Origin of the sequence: Georgenia phoenicis (genome assembly GCF_047302425.1) — a bacterium.
Lineage (GTDB): Bacteria > Actinomycetota > Actinomycetes > Actinomycetales > Actinomycetaceae > Oceanitalea.
Map to the genome: position 1 here is coordinate 3582512 of NZ_CP154855.1, position 20710 is coordinate 3603221.

The following is a 20710-nucleotide window of genomic DNA, read 5'->3' on the forward strand; positions in this document are numbered from 1 at the left end:
CGACCAGGGAGAGCCCCACTACCGAGCACGAACCAGGTCCCGGGCGATGCCCATACCGGCGGGCACCGGACGGATCCCGTCGCCCGGGTCACCCCAGGCGTCCAGAGATACACCCGCATCAACGCTGCCGAGAACCCGCTCAACACGGCCGCAGGCGATGCGGGCTCCGATCCTGACGCCGATGCCGGGCATCGAGGTCAGCACCGCGGAAAGAGTGGGCATCGAGCATCTCCACGATCTGACCGGCGGCCTGCTCACGCTGTTGGAGCAGCTCACGCAACGTCGTGGGCTACGTAGAAGGTAACGGGCGTAATCGGCCGCAATGTCCGGGTGCTCGCGCCCTGCCCCGACGTATGCCCATCGCAGGCAACAGCCTGTCGTGGACCGCCAAAGCCAAGATTCCCCTGGTCCGGGCACTTCGCCTGTCAGAACCGACCGACGGCCGCGCCGTCGACGACCCACCGTAGACGCCGCGCCGAGTAGGGCGCGGGGACGATGAGTGCTCGGCTACCCCGACAGGGCCACACCGGACCGGTGCGTGCTGGCCGGCGTCGTTGGTCGGCGTCCGCCTATCGGGACACCTGGACGGGCTCCGATAGGCGGACGGGTACGCCGACCGCGATGAAGGCGGAGGGTCGGGGCACCCGGTCAGTGCCCCTCGTGGCCGCCCTCTGTTTCGGTGGCGTAGTCGGGAACGGTGACCTCGTTGGCGGCGGGTCCGGCCGCGGGCGGCTGGGTGCTGTAGCTGATGCCGTTGGGCTTGTCGCCGACGGGCACCGTGGCGATCGTTTCATTGGTGGTCAGGTCCACCACGGAGACCGTGTCGTCGTAGAGGTTGGTGACCCAGGCTCGCTGGTCACTCGGCTCGATGACCACGCCGTGCGGTCCGGCGCCGGTGGGGATGGTGGCTTCGATGGTCATGGACTCGGGGTCGATGACGGAGAGGGTGTCGCCCGGGGCGTCCTCGGTGCCCTGGTCGGCGGAGAGCAGGCGGGTGCCGTCTGCGGTGAGGTACAGCTGGACCGGCGGCGCGGAGACCGGCACCGATCCGATGACCTCCTGCTCGGCCAGGTCGACCTTGGCCACGGTGCTGGAGCCGGCGAGGCTGACGTAGGCGTAACGCTCGTCGACGGCGACCTGCACCGGGGAGTCCCCGACCGGGATCGTCGCGGTGACCTCGTCGGTGGCCGTGTCGATGATGTCGATGGTCCCGGCGGTGGTGTTGGCGACGACGAGCGCGGCACCGTCCGGGGTGGGCCGCAGTCCGTGAGGTCCGGCGCCGAGGTCGATGGTGGCGTCGGGCTCGAGCGGGTCGGCGGCGAAGACGCTGAGGGTGTCCTGCCCGGCGTTGGTGACGTACACCCGCTGGCCGTCCGGGCTGAGCACGACATGCGCGGGGCTGGGTCCGGTGGGTGCGGTCCCGGCCAGCTCGTAGGTGGCCGTGTCCAGTGCGACGAGCGCGTTGGAGTGGCCGCTGACCGCCCAGACGTTGGTCCCGTCAGGACTCACCTGGAGGTTGTGCGGGCTCTCGATCCCGGTGATGGTGCTCACCACCTCACCGGTGGCTGCATCGATGGCGGTCAGGGAGTTGCCGTCCTCGTTGGCGACCCACACGGTACCGGTGACCGCACCCGCCCCCTCTGTCTGTGTGGCATCCTCGGTTTCCGCCGGATCCTGCGGCGACGGTGCGGTGGTGGAAGGCTCAGAGGTTTCTGAGCCAGGGGTGCTCTGCCCGCAGGCAGCCAGCGTCAGTGCGGCCGTCACGGCGAGCACGGTCAAGGGCAGAGCACGGCGGTGGACACGTGAACGATCAAGCACGTCATTTCTCCTGGACTTGGCAGTGGAAAAGGCCAAGGACCACTCTGGGTTTCCGGTGTGGACTGTGGATCGCCGTTCGATGAAGGTTTCACCAAGGTCCCGCGCGAACTGGCCCCGCACCCGGGATGCCCGTCGGTGCCAGTGCCCCTGTGGTGCACGCAGTGCACGCGGATGTCGCTTGGCCAGTGGTCAGCACCAGCATCGGTGACTGCCGATGAGGTCGAGCTTGTGGCAGCCGTGCCCCTATAGATGCCGTCCGCTACTTCAACGAGGGCGCCGGCTGCGCCTCGTGCAGATGGCCGAGATCGAGAAGGAGCCGGGTTTCCCCGAGGCCGGCATCACGGTCCTGCCGATCGTCATGAACACCGCCGACCAGATCCGCCCCGACATGCAGCGCTACGGCGCCACCCCCTACCTGCTGGACGACGGCACCGCCTCTCAGGCCTACGACACGCTGGGGACCGGCATGCACCCCGGAGTCCCCGGCCACTGGGTCAGGTGGGCAAGGGATGGGTCATGGACATGTCCTCAGTCCGTGGCGCACTGACGCTCTGCAGGCTCCTCGAAGGCCGGCACCGGGCGCGCCTGGGCTTCCGCCGGCGTCGCGGCCACCCCGTTCTCCGCGATGTCCTCGATGAGCCAGTCCATCTCAAAGATCTCGCGCCGCTGAGCCTCGCTGATCTCCACGGCGAGCTCACACACCCGGACGTCCTCGATCCCGGCTCGCTCCGACCGCGTGATGGCCAGGGAGTGGTGGGGAATCATCGCGCGCATGAACGCGGAGTCGTCCACCGTGGCCTGGCTGCGGTCCAGCGCGGTCCCGCCCGCCAGCAGCCCGAGGCTGACCACGACGACGATGACGTTCGCCTTGGCGTTCTTGTACATGTTGAGCATCCACGCGAGCATGACCAACCCCATCGCGCCGCCCATCGTCACCGCCATGAAGATGCGGCTCTGGCTGAAGCGCACGTGGCCCCACTCCCACGAACCGACGAACATCACCCAGTACATGACGACCATGGCCGTCAGGAGCATCGCGGCGAACCGCAGGTACATCTTCATATCCATGTTGCGCGAACGGCTGTCGTGGTTCTCGTTCTCGTTCATGTGTTCGTGCTCTGCCATCGGGAAACACTCTCCTGTCCATTCAGGGCTGTGGTCCTCAATCGTCTACTAGCTAGCCGCATGTCCCGTTCTGTCCCGAGGAAGGGGGTGGTCTCGGGCGAAGCGACGATGGCCGCCGCGCGGGTCAGCGGGTGTCGATGACTGCCATCATCCCGGCGTCTTCGTGGTCGAGGATATGGCAGTGGTAGACGCTGCGCCCTCGGTGGTGGGTGAAGTCCACCAGCGTCCGGACCCGGCCATTGGCGGGAACGTTGATGACGTCGCGCCACGTGGGCTGCGCAACCGGTTGGCCGTTGTCCTCGATGAGCTGCATGGGCCACACGTGCAGGTGGAAGGGGTGATCCATCGGCGTGGGGTTGGTGATGGTCCACTCCTCCACCGACCCGGCGGCGACCTGCTGGTCGACCCGGTCGGCGTCGAAGGGGCGGCCGTCGAAGCCCAGGTCCATCATGGTCCCCGTCCGGCCGGGACCCATCATCGCCCCGCCCATGGTCATGGTGAAGGCGATCTCCCGCCGCTCATTGAGCGGGCGGTCGCGCAGGTCCGGGTCTGCAGGTCGCTCGGGCACCGGTCCGGGGGCGCCACCCTGGTCCCCGGAGACGACCAGGGTGGCCAGGGTGGTGGGCCCGGACAGGTCCTCGCCGCCCATCATCATGCCCATCCCGCCGCGGTCGTACCCGAGTGAGCGCAGCTCGCTGGTACCGGCGCGGGTGGTCACCAGCAGGTCCGCGCGGTTGCCCGGAGCCAGCAGGACCTGCTCGACCTGCCGGGGGGCGGGTTCGTGGCCGCCGTCGATGCCCAGCAGCGCCAGACTCTGCCCGGCCAGGGCGAGGCGCAGGTAGCGGGAGGTACACGCGTTGACCACTCGCCAGCGTTCCCGTTCTCCCGGGCGGGCGGTGAGCTGTGGCCGGAGCTGACCGTTGACCAGGACAAGGTCCCCTTCTCGGCCCATCATCACCTCCGGCGCCGACACCGGGGCGAGCTCGCCGTCGCGATCCAGCGTGATGTCCGAGACGATGAGGACCCGCTCCCGGCCGGCCGGCACCTCATCGCCCTCGACGATCAGGGCGCCGTACAGGCCGCCGAAGATCTGGTCGGCCACCGTGCCGTGGCGGTGAGGGTGGTACCAGAACACCCCGGTCGGGTGATCCTCAGGCAGCTCGAAGCGGTACTCGCAGCTCTGCCCCGGGTCGACGCTGATGAAGGGGTTGTCCCCGTTGTCCCGCGGGGAGACCACGAGGCCGTGGGTGTGCAGGTTGGTCGGCGTATCGAGCTCGTTGCGCAGCAGCACCTCGAGGCGGTCCCCGGCACGCACCCGCCAGGTCTGCCCCGGGACGGTGCCGTTGTAGGCCAGCACCCGGGCGGGGCGCCCGGCAACGGTCGTCTCCCGTGGGGCAGCGACGAGCTCCACGCGCAGGAGCCCGCCCTGGCTCCGCACCACCTCAGGCTCGGTCAACACCACCGGCTCGCCTGCCGGTGCGCGCAGCGTGGCCGGACGGTCGGCCCAGGGAAAGCCAGTGCGGGACAGGCCCACCCCGCCGACGACCACACCCAGCGCCCCGAGCGCCCCGAGCCGGAGTGCCTCGCGGCGGGTGATCGGCTCCACCGCTCAGCCCTCGAGGCCCTCGAGGCGCCGGCGCCGCTCGTCGTACTCCGTGGCGTCGATCTCTCCCCGGGCGTACCGCTCATCGAGGACCTCCAGCGCGCGGCTGCGCCCCCCAGGTCGCCGCGGGGAACGCTGCTCACCGCGCTCACCCCCCGCCAGGAGCCGGATCAGCACCACCACCAGCACGACGACACCGACCAGGAGCAAGACGAAGAACAGCCAGCCCCAGCCCATGCCCCACGAACCCATGTCGTGCCAACCCATGCCATCTCCTCGGGGTCGGTTCCTGGCGCCGGAGGTTCGCGCCTAGCCGGGCTTACACTTCCGGCCCCCTTCTACGCGTCCCTCAGAGCGTCTCCAACAGCTGCTCCATCTCGCTGATCTCGGCCTGCTGGTCATCGATGACCTTCTGCGCCAGCTCCAGCGCCTCGGGGTTCTCCCCGCCATGGCCCACCGGCGGCTGCAGGTTCACGGTGGCGGTGTCATCGACCGGTGGCGCTGCCCGGGACCGTGCACCCGGCGAAGAGCCCGCCCAGCGTCACCGCCGACAGAACTGGTGGGGCCAGGCGTGCGCGCACAGAGGTGTGGTCCTTTCGAGACGCGACATGAGCCGGCGGGCGAGCCTAGGGGGGAGTGTGGGTGGCTCGCCCGCCGGCGATCCATGTCACAGGCCCTGGAGGAGCTCCTCCATCTCGCTGATCTCGGCCTGCTGGTCATCAATGATCTTCTGCGCCAGGTCCAGCGCCTCGGGGTTCTCCCCGCCGTCGAGCTCCTCCTGGGCCATGTCCACCGCGCCACGGTGGTGAGCGATCATCAGCTCCAGGAACCGCTGGTCGAACTCGGCGTCAGACAGGGACTCCAGCTCGGCCATGGCCTCCTCCTGGCTCATGCCCTCCATGTCCATGTCGCCGTGGTCCATGCCCTCCATGCCACCCATCGGGGAGGTCTCCTCCCCCCAGGCCTCGAGCCAGGACGTCATCTTCTCGATCTCCGGGCCCTGCGCGGCAGAGATCCGCTCCGCCAGGGAACGCACCTCCTCGCTGTCCGCCTTCTCCACGGCCAGGTCGGCCATCTCAATGGCGCCCTCGTGGTGGACGATCATCATCTGGGCGAACATCGTGTCCGCGTCGTTGTGCACGTCCTCGGCCTGCGTCTGTGAGCTGTCGGTCGTCTCCTCCGCGGCGGTGCCCGCAGCCGGCTCCTCCGGTGTGGTCTCCTCCCCGTTACCGCACGCGGCAAGGGAGAGGGTCAGCGCGATCCCACCGGCTACGGCCGCGAGTCGGGTCCTGAGTGTCACAGAAGATCTCCATCTGCTGAGTCGGTCGACCGGGAGCCACTGGCCCCAGGTCGGTGTGGCGTGCCCACGGTGTGGGGGCTACGCGAGGCTAACCACGCGTACCCGGCCGGGACCAAGCGCTGGGAGGACCGCACAGCGAATCTTCATCGAGTCTTCACCACGCGCCAAGACGGACCAGCCGCAGCCACGAGCACTGGCCCGCGGGCGGCACGAAGCGGCCCGGTAGGGTCAGCTACGCACCAGCCGGGCGATGGCGTCGGAGGCCTCCTTCAGCTTCGTCGCTTCCTCCTCACCGCCCACCCGGGCGGCCTCCACCAGGCAGTGGGCCATGTGCTCATCGAGCAGCCCCAGCGCGAAGGACTGTAGCGCCCGGGAGGCGGCCGAGACCTGGGTGAGGATGTCGATGCAGTACTTCTCCTCTTCCACCATCTTGGCGATCCCGCGGACCTGCCCCTCGATGCGACGCAACCGCACCAGGTGGTCATCCTTCTGCGAGGTATACCCGTTCACCATCTCCGCCACCACTTCTCAACCTTGGAATGTCCCAACATCCCTATCATACCCCGTAGGGGTATGATAGGTGGGTGGTGCCAGCGGCACGGAAGGGCTCTAGGCCGTGGCAGTGACCGGCTCGTCGGCCGCGGCCTGCACGCCGCGGCCCGCGGGGGTGGCCGGGTCGATGGACACGGCACGGAAGCCGCGCAGCCGCAGACTGTTGGTCACCACGAACACCGAGGAGAACGCCATCGCGGCCCCGGCGATGAGGGGGTTGAGCAGGGCGGCGACCGCCAGCGGGATGGCGGCGACGTTGTAGGCGAAGGCCCAGAAGAGGTTGCCCTTGATGGTCGACAGGGTGCGCCGCGACAGGCGTACCGCGTCCACCGCGGCGCGCAAGTCACCCCGCACCAGGGTCAGGTCCGAGGCCTCGATGGCCACGTCGGTGCCAGTCCCCATGGCGATGCCTAGGTCGGACTGGGCCAGGGCCGCGGCGTCGTTGACGCCGTCCCCGACCATGGCCACCACCCGCCCGGATTCCTGCAGCTCTCGTACGACGCGGACCTTGTCTTCGGGCATGACCTCGGCGATCACCTCCTCGATCCCCACCTCGGCGGCGATCTGGCGGGCCGCGCGGGTGTTGTCCCCGGTGAGCAGGATCGGGCGCAGGCCCAGCCCCTTGAGTTCGGCCACGGCCTGGGCGGAGGTGGGCTTGAGGGTGTCGGCCACGATGAGTATCCCTCCGATGCGCCCGTCCCAGCCCACGGCCACCGCGGTACGCCCGGCGCCCTCGGCCTCCTCCAGGACGGCGGCGAGCTCGGCGGGCAGCGGCTGGGCCGACTGCTCGGTCAGCCACCGAACCCGACCGGCGATGACGGCATGCCCCTCGACGGTCCCGGACACCCCCAGGCCCTGGGTGTTGGCGAAGGACTCCACGACCGGCAGGTCACCGAGCCGCTCCCGCGCCCCGGCGGCGATCGCCGCGGCGATCGGGTGCTCCGAGGCGTCCTCCAGCGCCCCTGCCAGCCGCAGCACCGTGTCCGCGTCGCCGCCGGCGGCCGGGACGACGTCCACCAGGCGCATCTGCCCGGTGGTCACGGTGCCGGTCTTGTCCAGCACGATGGTGTCCACCCGGCGGGTGGACTCCAGGATCTCCGGGCCCTTGATGAGGATGCCGAGCTGGGCGCCGCGGCCGGTGCCAACCATCAGGCCCATCGGGGTGGCCAGCCCCAGCGCGCACGGGCAGGCGATGATGAGCACGGCCACCGCGGCGGTGAACGCCAGCTCGGCGCCCGCCCCGTAGCCCAGCCAGAAGCCCAACGTCGCCACCGCCAGGGTGATGACGATCGGGACGAAGACCGCGGAGATGCGGTCGGCCAGCCGCTGGACCGGGGCCTTGCCGGTCTGCGCCTCCTCCACCAGGCGCGCCATCTGCGCCAGCTGGGTGTCGGCGCCCACCCGGGTGGCGCGCACCCGCAGCCGCCCCCCGGCGTTGACCGTCGCCCCCACCACCCCGTCACCCGGTCCGACCTCGACCGGGACCGGTTCACCGGTGAGCATGGACGCATCGACCGCGGAGGCGCCCTCGACGACGACACCGTCGGTGGCGATCTTCTCCCCCGGCCGCACGATGAACTCCTCGCCCACCGCCAGCTGGTCCACCGCCACCCGCACCTCACGGCCGTCACGGACCACGGCCACGTCCTTGGCGCCCATCTCCAGCAGCGCGCGCAGCGCGGCCCCGGACTGGCGCTTGGCACGGGCCTCGAAGTAGCGGCCCAGCAAGATCGCCGTCGTCACGGCCGCAGCGACCTCGAGGTAGATCTCGCTGGAGCCGCCACCGCGTTCGGGGATGAGGTGGAAGTCCATGCGCATGTCCGGGTGCCCGGCGCCGCCGAGGAACAGGGCGTACAGGGACCAGCCGAAGGCCGCGGTCACCCCGACGCTGATCAGCGTGTCCATCGTCGCGGCGCCGTGCCGAGCGTTGACCCACGCCGCACGGTGGAAGGGCCACGCCCCCCACACCACGACCGGCGCCGCCAGGGTCAAGGAGAGCCACTGCCAGTTGTCGAACTGCAGCGGCCGGAACATGAAGGCCAGCACCGGCAGCGTCAGGACCGCGCAGATGATCACCCGCCGCCGCAGCTCGGCCACGGCGTCCGGCTCGGCGTCCCGGGCACTGTCCTCGGCCGCGGCCGCGCCGGGCTGCTCGCGCAGCCGCGCGGTGTACCCGGTCGCCTCGACCGTGGCCACCGCCTCCTCCAGGGTGGAGCCCGGCGGTAGGACGACCTTGGCCCGCTCAGTCGCGAAGTTCACACTCGCCTCGACCCCGGGCATCCGGTTGAGCTTCTTCTCCACCCGGGCCGCGCACGAGGAGCACGTCATCCCGCCGATCTCCAGCTCGATGACCTGCTGACTCATCGACTCATCTCCATCCCCTTGGGCCGCCGACCTCAGTGGTCGGCGACCTCCTCCAGCTCCACCACACCCGGGCCCGCGGCCCGGTCGGGCTCATCCGGCCCGAGCACCGACCCCAGCCCGTAGCCCGCGCCCAGCGCCAGCGCCAGGACCAGGGCGAACCCGGTCAACCGTGCACTGCTCCTCACGCAGACGTCCCGGTGAGCTCATAGCCGGCCTCGTCCACGGCCGCCCGGACCTCATCCACCGGCACGTCACCCGTGCTGATGACCGTGACCCTCGACTCCCCACCGGCGACCAGGTCGACCTCGACGTTCTGCACGCCGGTGATCTTGCCGACCTCCTCGGCCACGGAGCTGACGCAGTGGCCGCAGGTCATGCCGGTAACGGTAAAGGTGCTGGTAGCCATGATGGCCTCCCTTGGTTGATGGTGCGTGCCACGCCGGCACCGTCCCTTTATACCCCCCAGGGGTAGCATCGACAACCGAGCGGGTTATGGTGCTGACCAAGTGGGAAACACCACGTGACGCGCGGATCCGTGCGGTTTGACGGGCAGCCCGCATCCGTCGGCGGCCGCCGCCGGTGACGGTGAAGATTCGGTTAAGAACTGCCCCGGCCCTCCCGGGGAGGGGGAAGTTGCGGCCAGGGCGGCGACGATGGTCGCCGGACCAGTGCAGCGATCAGTGAGCCCGGGTGGGCTCCGGAGAAGGTGACAAAACGTGAGACCCCCCAGGCGTCGGGCACCCCTCAGGCGCGTGCTCACGGCGGCGGCCCTGGCCACCGTCGTGGCCCTGAGCGGCTGTGCCGCCACCAGCCAGGCCGGCGCGGGACAAGACTCCGGCGCGGGCTACGTCGCCGGGGACGGGTCCCTGGCGACCTGGGAGCCGCAGCAGCGCGACGGCGCCATCGACCTCGTCGGCCAGACCTACGACGGCGAGGAGGTCGACCTGGGCCAGTGGCGCGGGGAGGTCGTGGTGGTCAACTTCTGGTACGCCGCCTGCCCACCCTGCCGCGCCGAAGCAGGGGACCTGCGGGCCATCCACGAGGACTACACACCCCACGGGGTGGAGCTGCTCGGGGTCAACCCACGCGACGACGCCGCCACCGCCCAGGCCTTCGAGCGCACCTTCCAGGTCCCCTACCCCTCCATCCACGACCAGGGAGCCGCGGCCGTCGCCGCCTTCCAAGGACTCGTGCCACTCCAGGCGATGCCCACCACCGTGGTCCTGGACCGCCAGGGACGGGTCGCGGCCCGCATCATGGGCCAGATCGACCCCACCACGCTGCGCGGCCTCATCGACGACACCCTCGCCGAGAAGGCCTGAGCGATGGATCAGCTCGGCTCCTTCTTCGCCAGCACCGTGCTCACCGGCCCCATGCTCGCCGCGCTCCCCGTGGCCGCGATCGCCGGTTTCATCTCCTTCGCCTCCCCGTGCGTACTGCCCCTGCTGCCCGGGTACGTCGGCTACCTCTCCGGCATGGCCGGAGTCACCACCCCCGGCAGCCGCCTGGCCGGCGGGCCCCAGACCAAGGTCCGCGACGGGCGGCTCCTGGCCGGGGTACTGCTGTTCGTTGCCGGCTTCACCGCCGTGTTCGTCCTGCTCGGGGTCATCTTCGCCTGGCTCGGGATCCTGCTCGCCCCCTGGCTCGACCTCACCACCCGCATCCTCGGCGCGCTCGTCGTGCTCATGGGCCTGGCGTTCATGGGCTACGTCCCATTCATGCAACGTGACCGGCGCCTGCACCTGACCCCCCGGCAGGGCCTGTGGGGCGCGCCGCTGCTCGGTGTCGTCTTCGGACTGGGCTGGGCACCCTGCATGGGCCCCACCCTGGCCGCGGTCCTCAGCCTCGCGTTCAGCGAAGCCGACCCCGCCCGCGGCGGGGTCCTCGTGCTCGCCTACAGTCTCGGGCTGGGCATCCCGTTCATCGCCGGAGCGATGCTGCTGTCCCGCTCGACCCGGGCACTGGGCTTCCTGCGCCGCCACCGCCGCGCGTTCCAACGCCTCGGCGGCGGGCTGCTCGTCTTGCTCGGACTGGCGATGGTCACGGGGCTGTGGACCTGGGTGTCGGGCTACCTGCAGGGCCTCGTCGCCAACTTCCAGACCCTCGTCTGACCCCCGGGCGAGCATCAGTAGAGCGATCCCGACCTTAGGCATCAGCCACCAGGACCGGTTCGCGAACGCCAGATCCGTCACCGGCCAGCCACGACGGCCAGCACGAGCGTCGACCAACGGCAGGGTGGGAGCTGGCCGGCCACCATCCCAGAACAGGCGACCACCCGGGGACACGACCGTGCCTGCCCCCTGCCCCACCCGCTGCAACCGCAGAACGAGTCGCGAGGCCCCCTGACTGGGCGCCGGTTCATCGCGTGGACGTCAATCCCATGCCGACGTGGGGCAGCCGCCCCCCCGCGCCACGCTCAGGTGACGGGTGTCCCGATGCCACCGACGCATGGTGCACCAGGCTCTGGCGTCTGCGGTCCCTGAATGTACTCGCGCATGAACGCCTCCACCCGGGGATCCTCGACGTCGCTCACGGCGAGCTGTACACCCCACGCGTTCAACAGCACCGGCGACTCCAGGCCCTCGTACGGGCTGAGCAGGGCGTACTCCTCTTCCCGGACCATGTCCGCCAGGGCAGCGACCTGCTCGCCCGCGAGGTCCGGAGAGTAGGTGATCCATACCGCGCCGTGCTCGAGGGAATGCACCGCGTTCTCGTTCCTCACGGGTTGGTCGTACACGCCGCAGTTCTGCAAGACACCGTCATGGTCGCCACCCGCCGGCGGTGACATCGCGTACTCCACCGCGCCAGTCACGTGACCGGCGGAAAGGTCCTCGAACTCCTCCACGCCCTGGATCGCAGCCTCCGCCGGCCGCCGTGCCTCCCGCACCAGCGGAATCGCTACCGCGGCGACGAGCCCGAGACAGATCACCGCGGTCACGCCGCCGATGAGGTACTTCCGCCGCCGGTCCTTGCGCTTCTGCTCCGCGCGCATGGCAGCGACCCGGGCCGCTCGTTCCCGCGCCCGCTCCTTGTTACTCACGTCCGTGTCCCCTCTCCGAGGTGCTGGTTGCTGGTGGAATGCCCGTGCCGCCAGTCTGACGACCGGGACGTCTGGATCTCTGAGTCCCCGCTCGAGCGCAGACCCGAGAGCGTCCGCGAGGTGTCCTCGCGACTCCCCAGTACGAGGAGGGCGAGCAGGACGCCGTAGACCGGGAGGTGGCCGAGAAGCTCGGTCGCTCCGAACAGGGCCAGGGTCGCCGTGAACGGGATGGCGGCCACGACGGCGACGACCTGCGGCAAGGCAGCCGAGATGACGAGGAGTCCGAACAGCAGCTCCACCGTTCCGGCGATCAACGCGAACAGGTCCGGGCTTACACCGAACGGACCGAGGAGGTTGAGAACCGGTACCTGGTCGAGCATCGTTCTCGCCATCTCCGGGTTGGCCAGCTTCTCCACGACTGCCAGGGAGATCAGCGTCGCTCCAGCGCCGAGCTTGAGTGCCAGGGTCGCTCGGCGCAGCGCGGCAGCGTCCATGTCCCTCCGACCGCCATCCCTCAGACGCGGCGGAATGATGAACAGGAACACCGCGATGCCGACCAATACGGCCAGCGTTGCCAAGACCTCCGGGCCGTTGAGCACGGCCACAAGTGGCCCGGCCAGCACGATCGCGACGGCCGCCGGACGGACGAGCACGCCGGCCACGAGGAGGACACCCACGACCGCTTGCGGCACGAGCAGCAGAGTGCCTCCAACACCATCCGGCACGTGAATGCCGGGGTCGAGGATCGCGCGGTCAAAGGCAAGCACGAGGAGGCTGACGCCCAGGTGCGCGGCCAAGAGACGCGGCACCCACGGGACCAGCCGTGCGAGGTGGCGCGTCGGCGACAGAGCGCGCAGCTCGGGAACCGGCAACCGGGCGGCGAGCACGCGCCAGACGACCGCCACGAGCACGGCGACCGTCACGCCGACCAGGACTCCCGGTCGCAAGAGCGCCGAGAGGTCGACCGGGTACGCGCCCGGATCGCTCACGAACCACTCCTGGTGGGCGGCCGCGGGGCTCGGCAGCCCAACGATCACGGCCGTGGCGGCGAGCACGGGAGCACCGCGGGGGACAAGGCGGGATGGGGTCACGTCGCTCCTGTGAGAGTGGTCGGCGATCACGACTGCAAGACCGCTAAGTGGTTCGCTGTCGACGCGTCCTGCGGCACGGGCACCGGTGCGGTCACCCGACCGTGTTGGTGAAGAGCCCGATGTCGTCCACGATGGAAGGGAAGATCCAGGTGAAGAGCGCCGCCACCGCAACCACGGCGAGAAGCACCGCCTCGATCGCCTTGAGCCAGTGTGGCCCGGGCAGCGTCCTCCAGATCGCGGGGTACATCAGGGTGCCTCCATGAGTCGTGTGGGTGCCCCGCCCGCGCGGGGGTACCACTCGGTGAGCTCTCCGTGGGTGATCCAGCGCTGCGCGGCGGAGTAGAGCGGGTGGCACGTCGTCAACGTGATGAGACGTCTGGTCGGTTCCACCCCGGGCTGCCCCGGCACGGGGGCGAGGACATCGACACGGTCCGGGGTCACGATGTAGTCCTCGGTGACGCGGTAGACGAACCAACCCTCTGCGGTCTCCACGACGATGGTGTCCCCGGGTCGGAGCTCCTCGACGTGGCGGTAGGGAGCGCCGAAGCTCTGCCGGTGTGCAGCGGTGGCGAAGTTGCCGACCCCGCCGGGCATCGCGGTCTGTGGGTAGTGCCCGATGTTGCCGTCGTTCAAGACGGTGGTCACGTCGACCCCTTCGGCGAGGGGAACCGCGTAGTCCTGGCCCCACCTCGGCACGTAGACGATGCCGAAGACGTCCGTCGGACCGGGTGGCGTCACGGCCGGTGGAGGCTGATCGCTCAGCGTCGGGTTCTCCGGCGCGACGGAAAGGTCGGATTGTGTCTCACGCCCTGGTGCGCCGCCGATGCTGGTCCGAAACTGCTCGACCGTCGCCTCCTGCTGCCGCCCGGCGACGACGTCTGTCCACCACAGCTGCCACACGACGAACAGGGCGGCCAGGACCCCGAGCGTCAGCATCACCTCTCCGGCGACACCGATGGCGCGCATGCCGATGGACGGCCTCCGCCCCGGGCCCGATCCGGTCGGCGCTGAGGCAGAGGGGCCACCTGGTGCGGCGTCGTCGGACAGCTCACGAGCCGGAGCGACGGCAGGCTCCGGGCTGCCCGTCCTCACGGTTCGTGGTGAACGTCGTGATCAACGGAGTCGGTGACCTCGGGCGTCGCCGACTCGAACGACGCACTGATCTGGGGGCCGATGACGAACGAGGACAGTGCGAACATGCCCCCGAACACCGCCAGCGCGATCGCAGGCGCCCACCAGCTGGCGAAGCGACGCTTGAGCTTGACGAGCATCGGCACCGACGCGACCAGCCCGAGGACCCCGAAGAGGGCCGTACCGCCCGCACCGGCCACTAGGGCGGTGCCCACGAGAGGACCCGCGTGGTGCAGGAGGTGGGGTGCCAGCCCGACCACGCCACCGACCGTCCCGGTGATGACCGTCCATACCGTCCTGCGGGGCTTCCCACCTGCCACGTCAAGTTGTGGCGCCGACGTGGCGTCGATTGCTGTCGAGTGTGGGACGGCCGTCATGGCCCAAAGCGTCCTCCACCTGGTGGAGGGTTTCGGTAGAGAGACGATTAAGGATCGATGTAGTGCGCAGGCGCTGGTGCTCCCGATGGAGGTCAGCGTCCTCTCCCGCTTCCGCGCCGAGAGCCGTCAGCCAGACGATGCCTTCGGGGCGGGGAACTGTCGGCACGGTGAATGTGTCGGGCCCGGTGCGGAGAAACGAGTGGTGGTCCGCAGCCAGTGCCGGCTGCGGACCACCACTCGTGGCGCCGTGCTCAGCCCACGCGGATGAACGTGGGGTTGGGCTTGTAGATGTCGCGTACCGACAGCGGGTTACCCGGGCTGAAGGCCGCGATGTACTGTCCATCGCCCACGTAGATCCCCACGTGCCCGGGCCACCACACCAGGTCACCGGGCTGGGCCTGCGAGGCGGAGACCTGCGTGCCCGCGTTGCGCTGCGCCGCGGAGGACCGCGGGATGGAGATGCCTGCCTGGGCGTAGACGTACTGGGTGAAGCCCGAGCAGTCGAAGCCCGCCGGGGTCGCACCGCCCCACACGTAGGGGGTGCCGATGTACCGGTAGGCGATGTCCAGCACCGCGTTGCCCGACGTGTTGGCCGGCGGGGCCTCACTGCGGGTCGCCGAGCGTGACGCCGAGGTGGTCTCCCGCTCGATGCCGGTCGCCGCCGCCGCCGTGGTCGTCGTCGTGGTCGATGCGGCCGCCTGCCCCTGCGGGATCGTCAGCACCTCACCGACCCGGATCAGCGCCTGCGCGTTCAGGCCGTTGGCCGCGATGATCGCCGAGATGGTGCTGTCGTAGCGCTGCGCCAGCTTCCACACGGTGTCCCCGGCGGCGACGGTGTGGGTGACCTCCGCCGCCTCGGTGCCGCTGGCCTGGGTGGTCGCCGCTGCCTGGGTGTCGACCACTGGGGGGTCGGGGTGGACCGGCTCCATCGCGGAGGCGGTGGTGGTGGCCATGGTCAGCACCAGGCCGGAGGAGGCCGCGGCGAGCGCGGCGCGGCGCGCGGCCGGGCCCGTCAGGCACGGACCCAGCGATGAGAAAACGGTGACGGGACGGCCCTCGGCGCGGTGCCGTCCACGGGTGGGGCTAGATGTCACGGGTAAACCTCTCCAAAGCGCCTACGAGGTCAGCTGTCGGGTTCGGGTAGGAGCACACCCGGCTCAGGCATCGAGCTTCACCCCAAGGACCTGCACGCAGGCCCACATCGGGTTCCCCGTCCCTGCCACGGACGATCGAGGACCACGGTGCGGTGGCAGGGCTCGGCGTCCGCACGCGGGCTTCCCGTGAAGGGGGACGAGAAGCAAGAGCGACGCTACACACGCCCAGGCCCAGAATCACGATTCGATAACGGCTCGACGGGAAGACTTCATCAAACCTTCATCGTCATCACCCGTTCCTGCGGCTGCAGGCCCACGGCGACCCCCCTAGCGTCGTAAGCCCGCACCCGTCATGACTGTCCGCGGGGATAGCGACTGACGAAGGAGCACGACAATGAGAACCGCCGAGATGATGAACACCTACCCGGCCGAGATCAACCTCGACCGGGACCTGCTCGCCAGGGTGGTGGACACCGTGGTGGCCTGCTCTCAGGCCTGTACCGCCTGCGCCGATGCCTGTCTGAGCGAGGACATGGTCGACGAGCTGCGCAAGTGCATCCGCACCAACCTGGACTGCGCCGACATCTGCGACACCACCGCACGCGTGCTGTCCCGGCACACCGGCTACGACGCCAACCTCACCCGCGCCATGCTCCAGGCCTGCATCCAGGCCTGCCGCTCCTGCGGGGATGAGTGCGCGGCCCATGCCGGCCACCACGAGCACTGCCGGATCTGCGCCGAGGCCTGCCGGGCCTGCGAGCAGGCCTGCAACGAGCTCCTCGCCGCCATCGGCTGAGGACCCGCCCCGCGGCCAGCCGGCGCGCATCGCCACGCAGCAACCGGCGCGTCTTAACCGAACCTTAACCGGCATTCCCGGCCTTTCCGGGCTGTGGGTTAGCGTCCCTGGGTGTGCGCATGTCCCCAGTCAATGGTCCCGTGAGGGCGGTGTGATGGTCTGCCGTCCCGCCGGTCTGCGGACCATGGACGAGGCACAGGGCACGGCGCCCCAGCCACCGGCCCCCGCCGGGATCGGTGTGCGCGGCTGGCTGCGCTGGGCGTGGCGCCAGCTCACCTCGATGCGGGTGGCGCTGCTGCTGCTCATGCTGCTCGCGCTGGCCGCCCTGCCCGGCGCGTTCATCCCGCAGATCCCCCAGGACCCCGCCGGCGTGGCCACCCTGCGCGCCGACCGGCCCGAGCTGGCCACCTGGCTCGAGCGCGCGGGCCTGCTCGACATTTACGCCGCACCGTGGTTCGCCGCGATCTACCTGCTGCTGTTCATCTCCCTCATCGGCTGCATCCTGCCGCGCACCAAGGCACACCTCACCGCGCTGCGCGCGGCACCCTCCCGTGTCCCGCGCCGCCTGACCCGCTTCCCCGTGCGCGACAGCCACACCACCACCGCCACCCCCGAGGACGTCACCCGCGCGGTGCGCCGTGCCCTGGGTCGCCGCTTCCGGGTCGCCGTCACCCCCGAGGGCATCAGCGCCGAACGCGGCTACCTGCGCGAGAGCGGCAACATCGTCTTCCACCTGTCCCTCGTCGGGGTGCTCGTCGCGCTCGGCGCCGCGCAGATGATCGCCTACCGCGGACAGGCCGTCGTCGTCGAAGGGCGCACCTTCGCCAACTCCCTCGTCGACTACGACACCTTCACCCCCGGGACGCTGGTCACGGGCGACGACCTCGCCCCCTTCACCTTCGGCCTGATCGAGCTGACCTCCCGGTTCACCGTCGACGCGCAGGCCCGTGACTTCGCCGCCCGGGTCGTGGTCACCGAACCGGACGGGCGGCGCTATGAGGACACCATCCGGGTGAACTACCCGATCACCGCGGCCGGTGCGAACATCTACCTCGCCGGCAACGGCTTCGCCCCCCACCTCACCGTCCGCGACGCCCGGGGTCAGGTCGCCTTCTCCCAACCCGTGCCCTTCCTGCCCGAGGACGACTTCTACACCTCCCGCGGTGTGGTCAAGGTCCCCGACGTCTCCCCCGGCCTGGACCAGCTCGGCTTCACCGGCTACCTGCTGCCCACCGCCATCGCCGAAGAGGACGGGCTGCGCTCGGTGCACCCCCAACCCAACGCACCGCTCATCGTCCTGGAGGTCTACACCGGTGACCTCGGCCTGGACCAGGGCATCCCGCAGAACGTCTACCAGCTCGACACCGACAACATGACCCAGGTGATGGACGGCGCCGAAGAGGTCAAGATCCTCATCGCACCCGGTGAGGAGGTCGAGCTCCCCGACGGGCTGGGCACCATCTCCTTCGAGTCCCTGCCCCGCTTCGCGGCCATCGACCTGCGTTACGACCCCACCCTCCCCCTCCTGCTGGTCTCCGCCCTGGCGGCCATGGCCGGCCTGTCCGCCTCACTGTTCGCCCCCCGCCGCCGGCTGTGGGTCAAGACCACCCAGGACGAGGACGGCCACACCCTCGTCGAGGCCGCCGCCCTGGCCCGCGGCGACGACCCGGGCCTTCCGCGCGAGCTCGAGCGCGTCATGACCGCGGTTCGGGCCACCACCCCCACCCAACAGGAGGACACGTGAACGACCTGGGCCAGCTCAGTCTGCTGGTGATCTACGGCGCGATGGCCGCCTATGCCCTCGCGATGATCGCCTTCGGCATCGACCTGTCCGCGCTGCGCGACCGCGGCCCCGCCGGCCGACCCCGCCGCGCCGCCCGCATCGCGATGACCACGACAACCGCCGGCCTGGCCCTGCACGCCCTCGGCGTCGTCACCCGCGGCATCGCCGCCGGCCGGGTGCCCTGGGCGAACATGTACGAGTTCACCCTCGTGTTCACCCTCGTCGCCGTCACCACCTTCCTGGCCATCCAGCGTTGGCGCGACCTGCGCTACCTCGGTGCCCTGGTCATCACCCCGACCCTCCTCGCCCTCGGGCTGGCGGTGACGGTGTTCTACATGGAGGCCGACGGTGTGCGCCCCGCGCTGGACCACTACTGGCTCGTCATCCACGTCTCGGTGGCCACCATGGCGATCGGCGTCTTCGCCGTGGCCGCCGCCCTGTCACTCGTCCAGCTCGTCAAGGACCGCGGAGAGCGCACCGCCCCGACGACCCACAAGCAACCCGCCGCCGCCCTCACCGGGGCGCCCGCCGGGACAAGCGGGCCCACACCCCCCGGTGGTGACCCTGACCCCGAGCCAGTGGACCGCGGGTTCTGGGGCCGGCTGGCTGACGTGCTCCCGGGCTCCGGTGAGCTCGAGCGCTACGCCTACCGGCTCAACGCCGTCGGCTTCCTGCTGTGGACCTTCACCCTCATCGCCGGCGCGATCTGGGCCGAACAAACCTGGGGCCGCCCCTGGGACTGGGACCCCAAGGAGGTCGGCACCTTCGTCGTGTGGGTCGTGTACGCCGCCTACCTCCACGCCCGCGCCACCCGCGGCTGGGACGGACGCAAGGCCGCCTACCTCGGCCTGTCCGGCTTCGTGCTCGTACTCATCAACTACTTCGTGGTCAACCTCTTCACCGAAACCGTCCACGGCTACGCCTTCTAACCCAGCCAGCCGCCCCACCGCGACCGCCCAGCCCCCGCCTCATCCCGTCCCGATGCCCCGCGCGGGCATCGGGCAACCACAGGAGCAGAACGTGAAACGACTCGCCGGACTCATCGGGACCCTCACCCTCGTCCTTGCTGGATGCTCCTCCGCGGACACCGACCCCCCCACGGAAACCGCACCCGCAGCCACCGGCGCCCAGGCGGAGTTCCTCGACGCCCACGGCCTGGCGGGGATGGAGGTCACCGAGATCATCGACCACCTCGACCGGCTCGGCGGTGCCGACCGGCCCACCGACCTCATGGCCTCCATCCGCCCCGACGAGCTCGTCGTCTCCGACGGGCAGCAGGAGCTGGCCCTGGCCATGCCGCAGGACCGCTTCTACCTGTCCGTGGCCCCCTACGTCGACCAGACGCACGAGTGCTTCTACCACAGCCTCACCACCTGCCAGGGCGAGCTCACCGACCAGGACCTCGACGTGCGCATCACCACCGACGACGGTGAGGTTCTCCTCGAGGAGGAGATGACCACCTTCGACAACGGCTTCGTCGGCCTCTGGCTGCCCCGCGACGTCCACGGCACCATCGAGGTCAGCCACGACGGACGGAGCGGTGCCACCGACTTCACCACCACCGACGACGGCGCCACCTGCCTCACAACCCTCCAGCTCACCTAACCCGGGACTGCTGCACGGAAGGTGACAGGTTGGGTCACGCTGCCTGAGGGGCTGGCGTGGTCATGATGGTCTCGTACTCGATGGGGGTTAACCGCCCGAGAGCGGCCTGCCGTCTGCGGTGGTGGTAGGTGCGCTCGGTCCAGGTCACGATCGCGATCCGGAGTTCTTCGCGGGTGGTGTTTCACGCGATGCGTTCCACTGGCACGAAGGTGCCCGGTGTGGTGCGGCCGCTAGGTCTCATAGTGCAGCGTTGGCTGTACCGTACCTTCTTGCCCGGGCACCACGGCCACCGCGTTACGCGGCGTGGTGAGGCGCGGGCCGCCGGTCTGGGGTGTCGTCATCGGTGCTGCCCCACCCATAAAGGGTCACCAGCTCTCAGGCGATCGGGGTCATTCGTCGGCTTGGGAGGGATGCGGGGCGAGGGTGCCGAGACCGGGCAGGAACCGGCCGACCCGCTGGGCGTAGCGGGCGTAGGCGGGGCCGTGGGTGCGCAGCAGGTAAGGCTCTTCGACGAGGCGGACCTGAATCTCCACGGCGAGGAGCAGGCAGACCAGCGCCGCGACGGTCACCGCCGTGGTGACCAGGAGGGCCAGTCCGAGCAGGGCGGTGAGCATCGCGGTGAAGATGGGGTTGCGCACCACGGCGAACATGCCGGAGGTCACCAGGCCGGTGCGCTCGGTGGTGTCCACACCGATGCGCCACGAGGCGCCCATGCCCGCCTGGGCGGCCAGCACGCCGACGAAGCCGGCGATCGCCACGGCCAGGCCCGCCCACTGAACGCCGGCGGGCAGGGTGATGGGGGCAGTGGCGCCGGTAAGGGCCAGGGCGGGGCCCGCGGCGCCGAGCACGAGGGCTGCGGCGAAGAAAATCCCGCCCCACCACTCGGCCGATCCGGGGGCGCCGCTGAGGCCGCGGAAGCCGGTGGAGCCGGTCCGGCGCCGGTGGATCCAGGAGCGCGCACCGAACGCCGCCACCAGGCCGGCCAGGAACAGGGTCAGTGCCGCAGCGGCGGCGGTCTCAGCGGTCATGGG

Annotated in this window: 24 protein-coding genes, 1 pseudogene and 1 riboswitch; of the genes and pseudogenes, 7 read left to right on the top strand and 18 right to left on the bottom strand. The window is 70.3% G+C overall.

The window, feature by feature from the left end; all coding sequences use genetic code 11:
• Window positions 1–648: 648 nt before the first annotated feature.
• Window positions 649–1614, bottom strand: a complete 966-nt coding sequence (locus tag AA0005_RS16885) for a beta-propeller fold lactonase family protein (protein WP_413451259.1) — start codon at window positions 1612–1614, stop codon at window positions 649–651.
• A 499-nt stretch (window positions 1615–2113) separates the two neighbouring features.
• On the opposite strand from AA0005_RS16885, the gene AA0005_RS16890 reads away from it, so the two are divergent.
• Window positions 2114–2365, top strand: a complete 252-nt coding sequence (locus AA0005_RS16890; RefSeq protein ID WP_413451260.1) for a hypothetical protein — start codon at window positions 2114–2116, stop codon at window positions 2363–2365.
• Here AA0005_RS16890 and AA0005_RS16895 read toward each other — a convergent pair.
• The 9 genes from AA0005_RS16895 to AA0005_RS16935 form a co-directional block, all read right to left on the bottom strand.
• On the bottom strand, window positions 2347–2925 hold the full coding sequence (locus AA0005_RS16895; protein WP_413451261.1) for a DUF305 domain-containing protein: 579 nt from the start codon (window positions 2923–2925) through the stop codon (window positions 2347–2349). The two genes, AA0005_RS16890 and AA0005_RS16895, sit on opposite strands and share 19 nt — an antisense overlap.
• Before the next feature lie 142 nt (window positions 2926–3067).
• Window positions 3068–4549, bottom strand: a complete 1482-nt coding sequence (locus AA0005_RS16900; protein ID WP_413451262.1) for a multicopper oxidase family protein — start codon at window positions 4547–4549, stop codon at window positions 3068–3070.
• Window positions 4550–4552: 3 nt separating this feature from the next.
• Window positions 4553–4813, bottom strand: coding sequence for an SHOCT domain-containing protein (locus AA0005_RS16905; protein ID WP_413451263.1), 261 nt, complete (start codon window positions 4811–4813; stop codon window positions 4553–4555).
• 82 nt (window positions 4814–4895) lie between these two features.
• Window positions 4896–5021 carry a hypothetical protein gene (locus AA0005_RS16910; protein ID WP_413451264.1) on the bottom strand — a complete coding sequence of 42 codons (126 nt, stop codon included), beginning with the start codon at window positions 5019–5021 and terminating at the stop codon, window positions 4896–4898.
• Window positions 5022–5213: 192 nt separating this feature from the next.
• A complete protein-coding gene (locus tag AA0005_RS16915) occupies window positions 5214–5846 on the bottom strand; it encodes a DUF305 domain-containing protein (protein WP_413451265.1) in 633 nt (210 codons plus the stop codon).
• A 228-nt stretch (window positions 5847–6074) separates the two neighbouring features.
• Window positions 6075–6359, bottom strand: a complete 285-nt coding sequence (locus tag AA0005_RS16920; RefSeq protein WP_413453120.1) for a metal-sensitive transcriptional regulator — start codon at window positions 6357–6359, stop codon at window positions 6075–6077.
• Window positions 6360–6455: 96 nt separating this feature from the next.
• A complete protein-coding gene (locus AA0005_RS16925; protein WP_413451266.1) occupies window positions 6456–8762 on the bottom strand; it encodes a heavy metal translocating P-type ATPase in 2307 nt (768 codons plus the stop codon).
• Window positions 8763–8794: 32 nt separating this feature from the next.
• On the bottom strand, window positions 8795–8929 hold the full coding sequence (locus AA0005_RS16930) for a hypothetical protein (RefSeq protein WP_413451267.1): 135 nt from the start codon (window positions 8927–8929) through the stop codon (window positions 8795–8797).
• 14 nt (window positions 8930–8943) lie between these two features.
• Entirely contained in the window at window positions 8944–9168 is a 225-nt protein-coding gene (locus AA0005_RS16935) for a heavy-metal-associated domain-containing protein (protein WP_413451268.1), read from the bottom strand.
• Between the two features lie 310 nt (window positions 9169–9478).
• Between AA0005_RS16935 and AA0005_RS16940 the strand changes: the two genes are divergently transcribed.
• Window positions 9479–10084 (top strand): TlpA family protein disulfide reductase, encoded by a 606-nt coding sequence (locus AA0005_RS16940; protein ID WP_413451269.1) that lies wholly within the window; start codon window positions 9479–9481, stop codon window positions 10082–10084.
• Window positions 10085–10087: 3 nt separating this feature from the next.
• Entirely contained in the window at window positions 10088–10873 is a 786-nt protein-coding gene (locus tag AA0005_RS16945; protein WP_413451270.1) for a cytochrome c biogenesis CcdA family protein, read from the top strand.
• A gap of 305 nt (window positions 10874–11178) precedes the next feature.
• Here AA0005_RS16945 and AA0005_RS16950 read toward each other — a convergent pair whose 3' ends face one another.
• The 6 genes from AA0005_RS16950 to AA0005_RS16975 all read right to left on the bottom strand — a co-directional run bounded on the left by AA0005_RS16950 (window position 11179) and on the right by AA0005_RS16975 (window position 15354).
• On the bottom strand, window positions 11179–11802 hold the full coding sequence (locus tag AA0005_RS16950; protein ID WP_413451271.1) for a DUF3105 domain-containing protein: 624 nt from the start codon (window positions 11800–11802) through the stop codon (window positions 11179–11181).
• Window positions 11799–12857 carry a hypothetical protein gene (locus AA0005_RS16955; protein ID WP_413451272.1) on the bottom strand — a complete coding sequence of 353 codons (1059 nt, stop codon included), beginning with the start codon at window positions 12855–12857 and terminating at the stop codon, window positions 11799–11801. Before AA0005_RS16955 ends, AA0005_RS16950 begins: the two co-directional genes overlap by 4 nt.
• Window positions 12858–12984: 127 nt before the next feature.
• Window positions 12985–13140: a hypothetical protein gene (locus tag AA0005_RS16960; RefSeq protein WP_413451273.1), complete on the bottom strand. Its 156-nt coding sequence runs from the start codon at window positions 13138–13140 to the stop codon at window positions 12985–12987.
• Window positions 13140–13859, bottom strand: a complete 720-nt coding sequence (locus tag AA0005_RS16965; protein ID WP_413451274.1) for a class E sortase — start codon at window positions 13857–13859, stop codon at window positions 13140–13142. Before AA0005_RS16965 ends, AA0005_RS16960 begins: the two co-directional genes overlap by 1 nt.
• A gap of 122 nt (window positions 13860–13981) precedes the next feature.
• Window positions 13982–14401, bottom strand: coding sequence for a hypothetical protein (locus AA0005_RS16970; protein ID WP_413451275.1), 420 nt, complete (start codon window positions 14399–14401; stop codon window positions 13982–13984).
• Window positions 14402–14652: 251 nt separating this feature from the next.
• On the bottom strand, window positions 14653–15354 hold the full coding sequence (locus AA0005_RS16975; RefSeq protein ID WP_413451276.1) for a C40 family peptidase: 702 nt from the start codon (window positions 15352–15354) through the stop codon (window positions 14653–14655).
• 144 nt (window positions 15355–15498) lie between these two features.
• Window positions 15499–15673, bottom strand: a riboswitch (cyclic di-AMP (ydaO/yuaA leader).
• Window positions 15674–15889: 216 nt separating this feature from the next.
• On the opposite strand from AA0005_RS16975, the gene AA0005_RS16980 reads away from it, so the two are divergent.
• The 4 genes from AA0005_RS16980 (at window position 15890) to AA0005_RS16995 (ending at window position 19679) form a co-directional block, all read left to right on the top strand.
• Window positions 15890–16291, top strand: a complete 402-nt coding sequence (locus AA0005_RS16980; RefSeq protein ID WP_413451277.1) for a four-helix bundle copper-binding protein — start codon at window positions 15890–15892, stop codon at window positions 16289–16291.
• 184 nt (window positions 16292–16475) lie between these two features.
• Window positions 16476–18035, top strand: coding sequence for a cytochrome c biogenesis protein ResB (locus AA0005_RS16985; RefSeq protein WP_413451278.1), 1560 nt, complete (start codon window positions 16476–16478; stop codon window positions 18033–18035).
• On the top strand, window positions 18032–19003 hold the full coding sequence (ccsB, locus tag AA0005_RS16990) for a c-type cytochrome biogenesis protein CcsB (protein WP_413451279.1): 972 nt from the start codon (window positions 18032–18034) through the stop codon (window positions 19001–19003). The genes AA0005_RS16985 and ccsB overlap by 4 nt, the downstream gene beginning before the upstream one ends.
• A gap of 91 nt (window positions 19004–19094) precedes the next feature.
• Window positions 19095–19679 carry a CueP family metal-binding protein gene (locus AA0005_RS16995; protein WP_413451280.1) on the top strand — a complete coding sequence of 195 codons (585 nt, stop codon included), beginning with the start codon at window positions 19095–19097 and terminating at the stop codon, window positions 19677–19679.
• Window positions 19680–19713: 34 nt separating this feature from the next.
• Here the strand turns inward: AA0005_RS16995 and AA0005_RS17000 are convergent.
• Window positions 19714–19854 (bottom strand): annotated as a pseudogene (locus AA0005_RS17000) (IS3 family transposase); the annotation flags it as partial.
• Window positions 19855–20068: 214 nt separating this feature from the next.
• Entirely contained in the window at window positions 20069–20707 is a 639-nt protein-coding gene (locus AA0005_RS17005) for a methyltransferase family protein (protein WP_413451281.1), read from the bottom strand.
• Window positions 20708–20710 lie beyond the last annotated feature (3 nt).

Excerpts from the sequence above, each read along its gene's own strand:
- AA0005_RS16960 (WP_413451273.1), bottom strand. The coding sequence starts at position 13,140 with ATGTACCCCGCGATCTGGAGGACGCTGCCCGGGCCACACTGGCTCAAG.
- AA0005_RS16890 (WP_413451260.1), top strand. The coding sequence starts at position 2,114 with ATGGCCGAGATCGAGAAGGAGCCGGGTTTCCCCGAGGCCGGCATCACG.
- AA0005_RS16970 (WP_413451275.1), bottom strand. The coding sequence starts at position 14,401 with ATGACGGCCGTCCCACACTCGACAGCAATCGACGCCACGTCGGCGCCA.
- AA0005_RS16965 (WP_413451274.1), bottom strand. The coding sequence starts at position 13,859 with ATGCGCGCCATCGGTGTCGCCGGAGAGGTGATGCTGACGCTCGGGGTC.
- AA0005_RS17005 (WP_413451281.1), bottom strand. The coding sequence starts at position 20,707 with ATGACCGCTGAGACCGCCGCCGCTGCGGCACTGACCCTGTTCCTGGCC.
- AA0005_RS16980 (WP_413451277.1), top strand. The coding sequence starts at position 15,890 with ATGAGAACCGCCGAGATGATGAACACCTACCCGGCCGAGATCAACCTC.
- AA0005_RS16925 (WP_413451266.1), bottom strand. The coding sequence starts at position 8,762 with ATGAGTCAGCAGGTCATCGAGCTGGAGATCGGCGGGATGACGTGCTCC.
- AA0005_RS16975 (WP_413451276.1), bottom strand. The coding sequence starts at position 15,354 with ATGGCCACCACCACCGCCTCCGCGATGGAGCCGGTCCACCCCGACCCC.
- AA0005_RS16920 (WP_413453120.1), bottom strand. The coding sequence starts at position 6,359 with ATGGTGAACGGGTATACCTCGCAGAAGGATGACCACCTGGTGCGGTTG.
- AA0005_RS16935 (WP_413451268.1), bottom strand. The coding sequence starts at position 9,168 with ATGGCTACCAGCACCTTTACCGTTACCGGCATGACCTGCGGCCACTGC.
- AA0005_RS16945 (WP_413451270.1), top strand. The coding sequence starts at position 10,088 with ATGGATCAGCTCGGCTCCTTCTTCGCCAGCACCGTGCTCACCGGCCCC.
- AA0005_RS16985 (WP_413451278.1), top strand. The coding sequence starts at position 16,476 with ATGGACGAGGCACAGGGCACGGCGCCCCAGCCACCGGCCCCCGCCGGG.
- AA0005_RS16895 (WP_413451261.1), bottom strand. The coding sequence starts at position 2,925 with ATGAACGAGAACGAGAACCACGACAGCCGTTCGCGCAACATGGATATG.
- AA0005_RS16905 (WP_413451263.1), bottom strand. The coding sequence starts at position 4,813 with ATGGGTTGGCACGACATGGGTTCGTGGGGCATGGGCTGGGGCTGGCTG.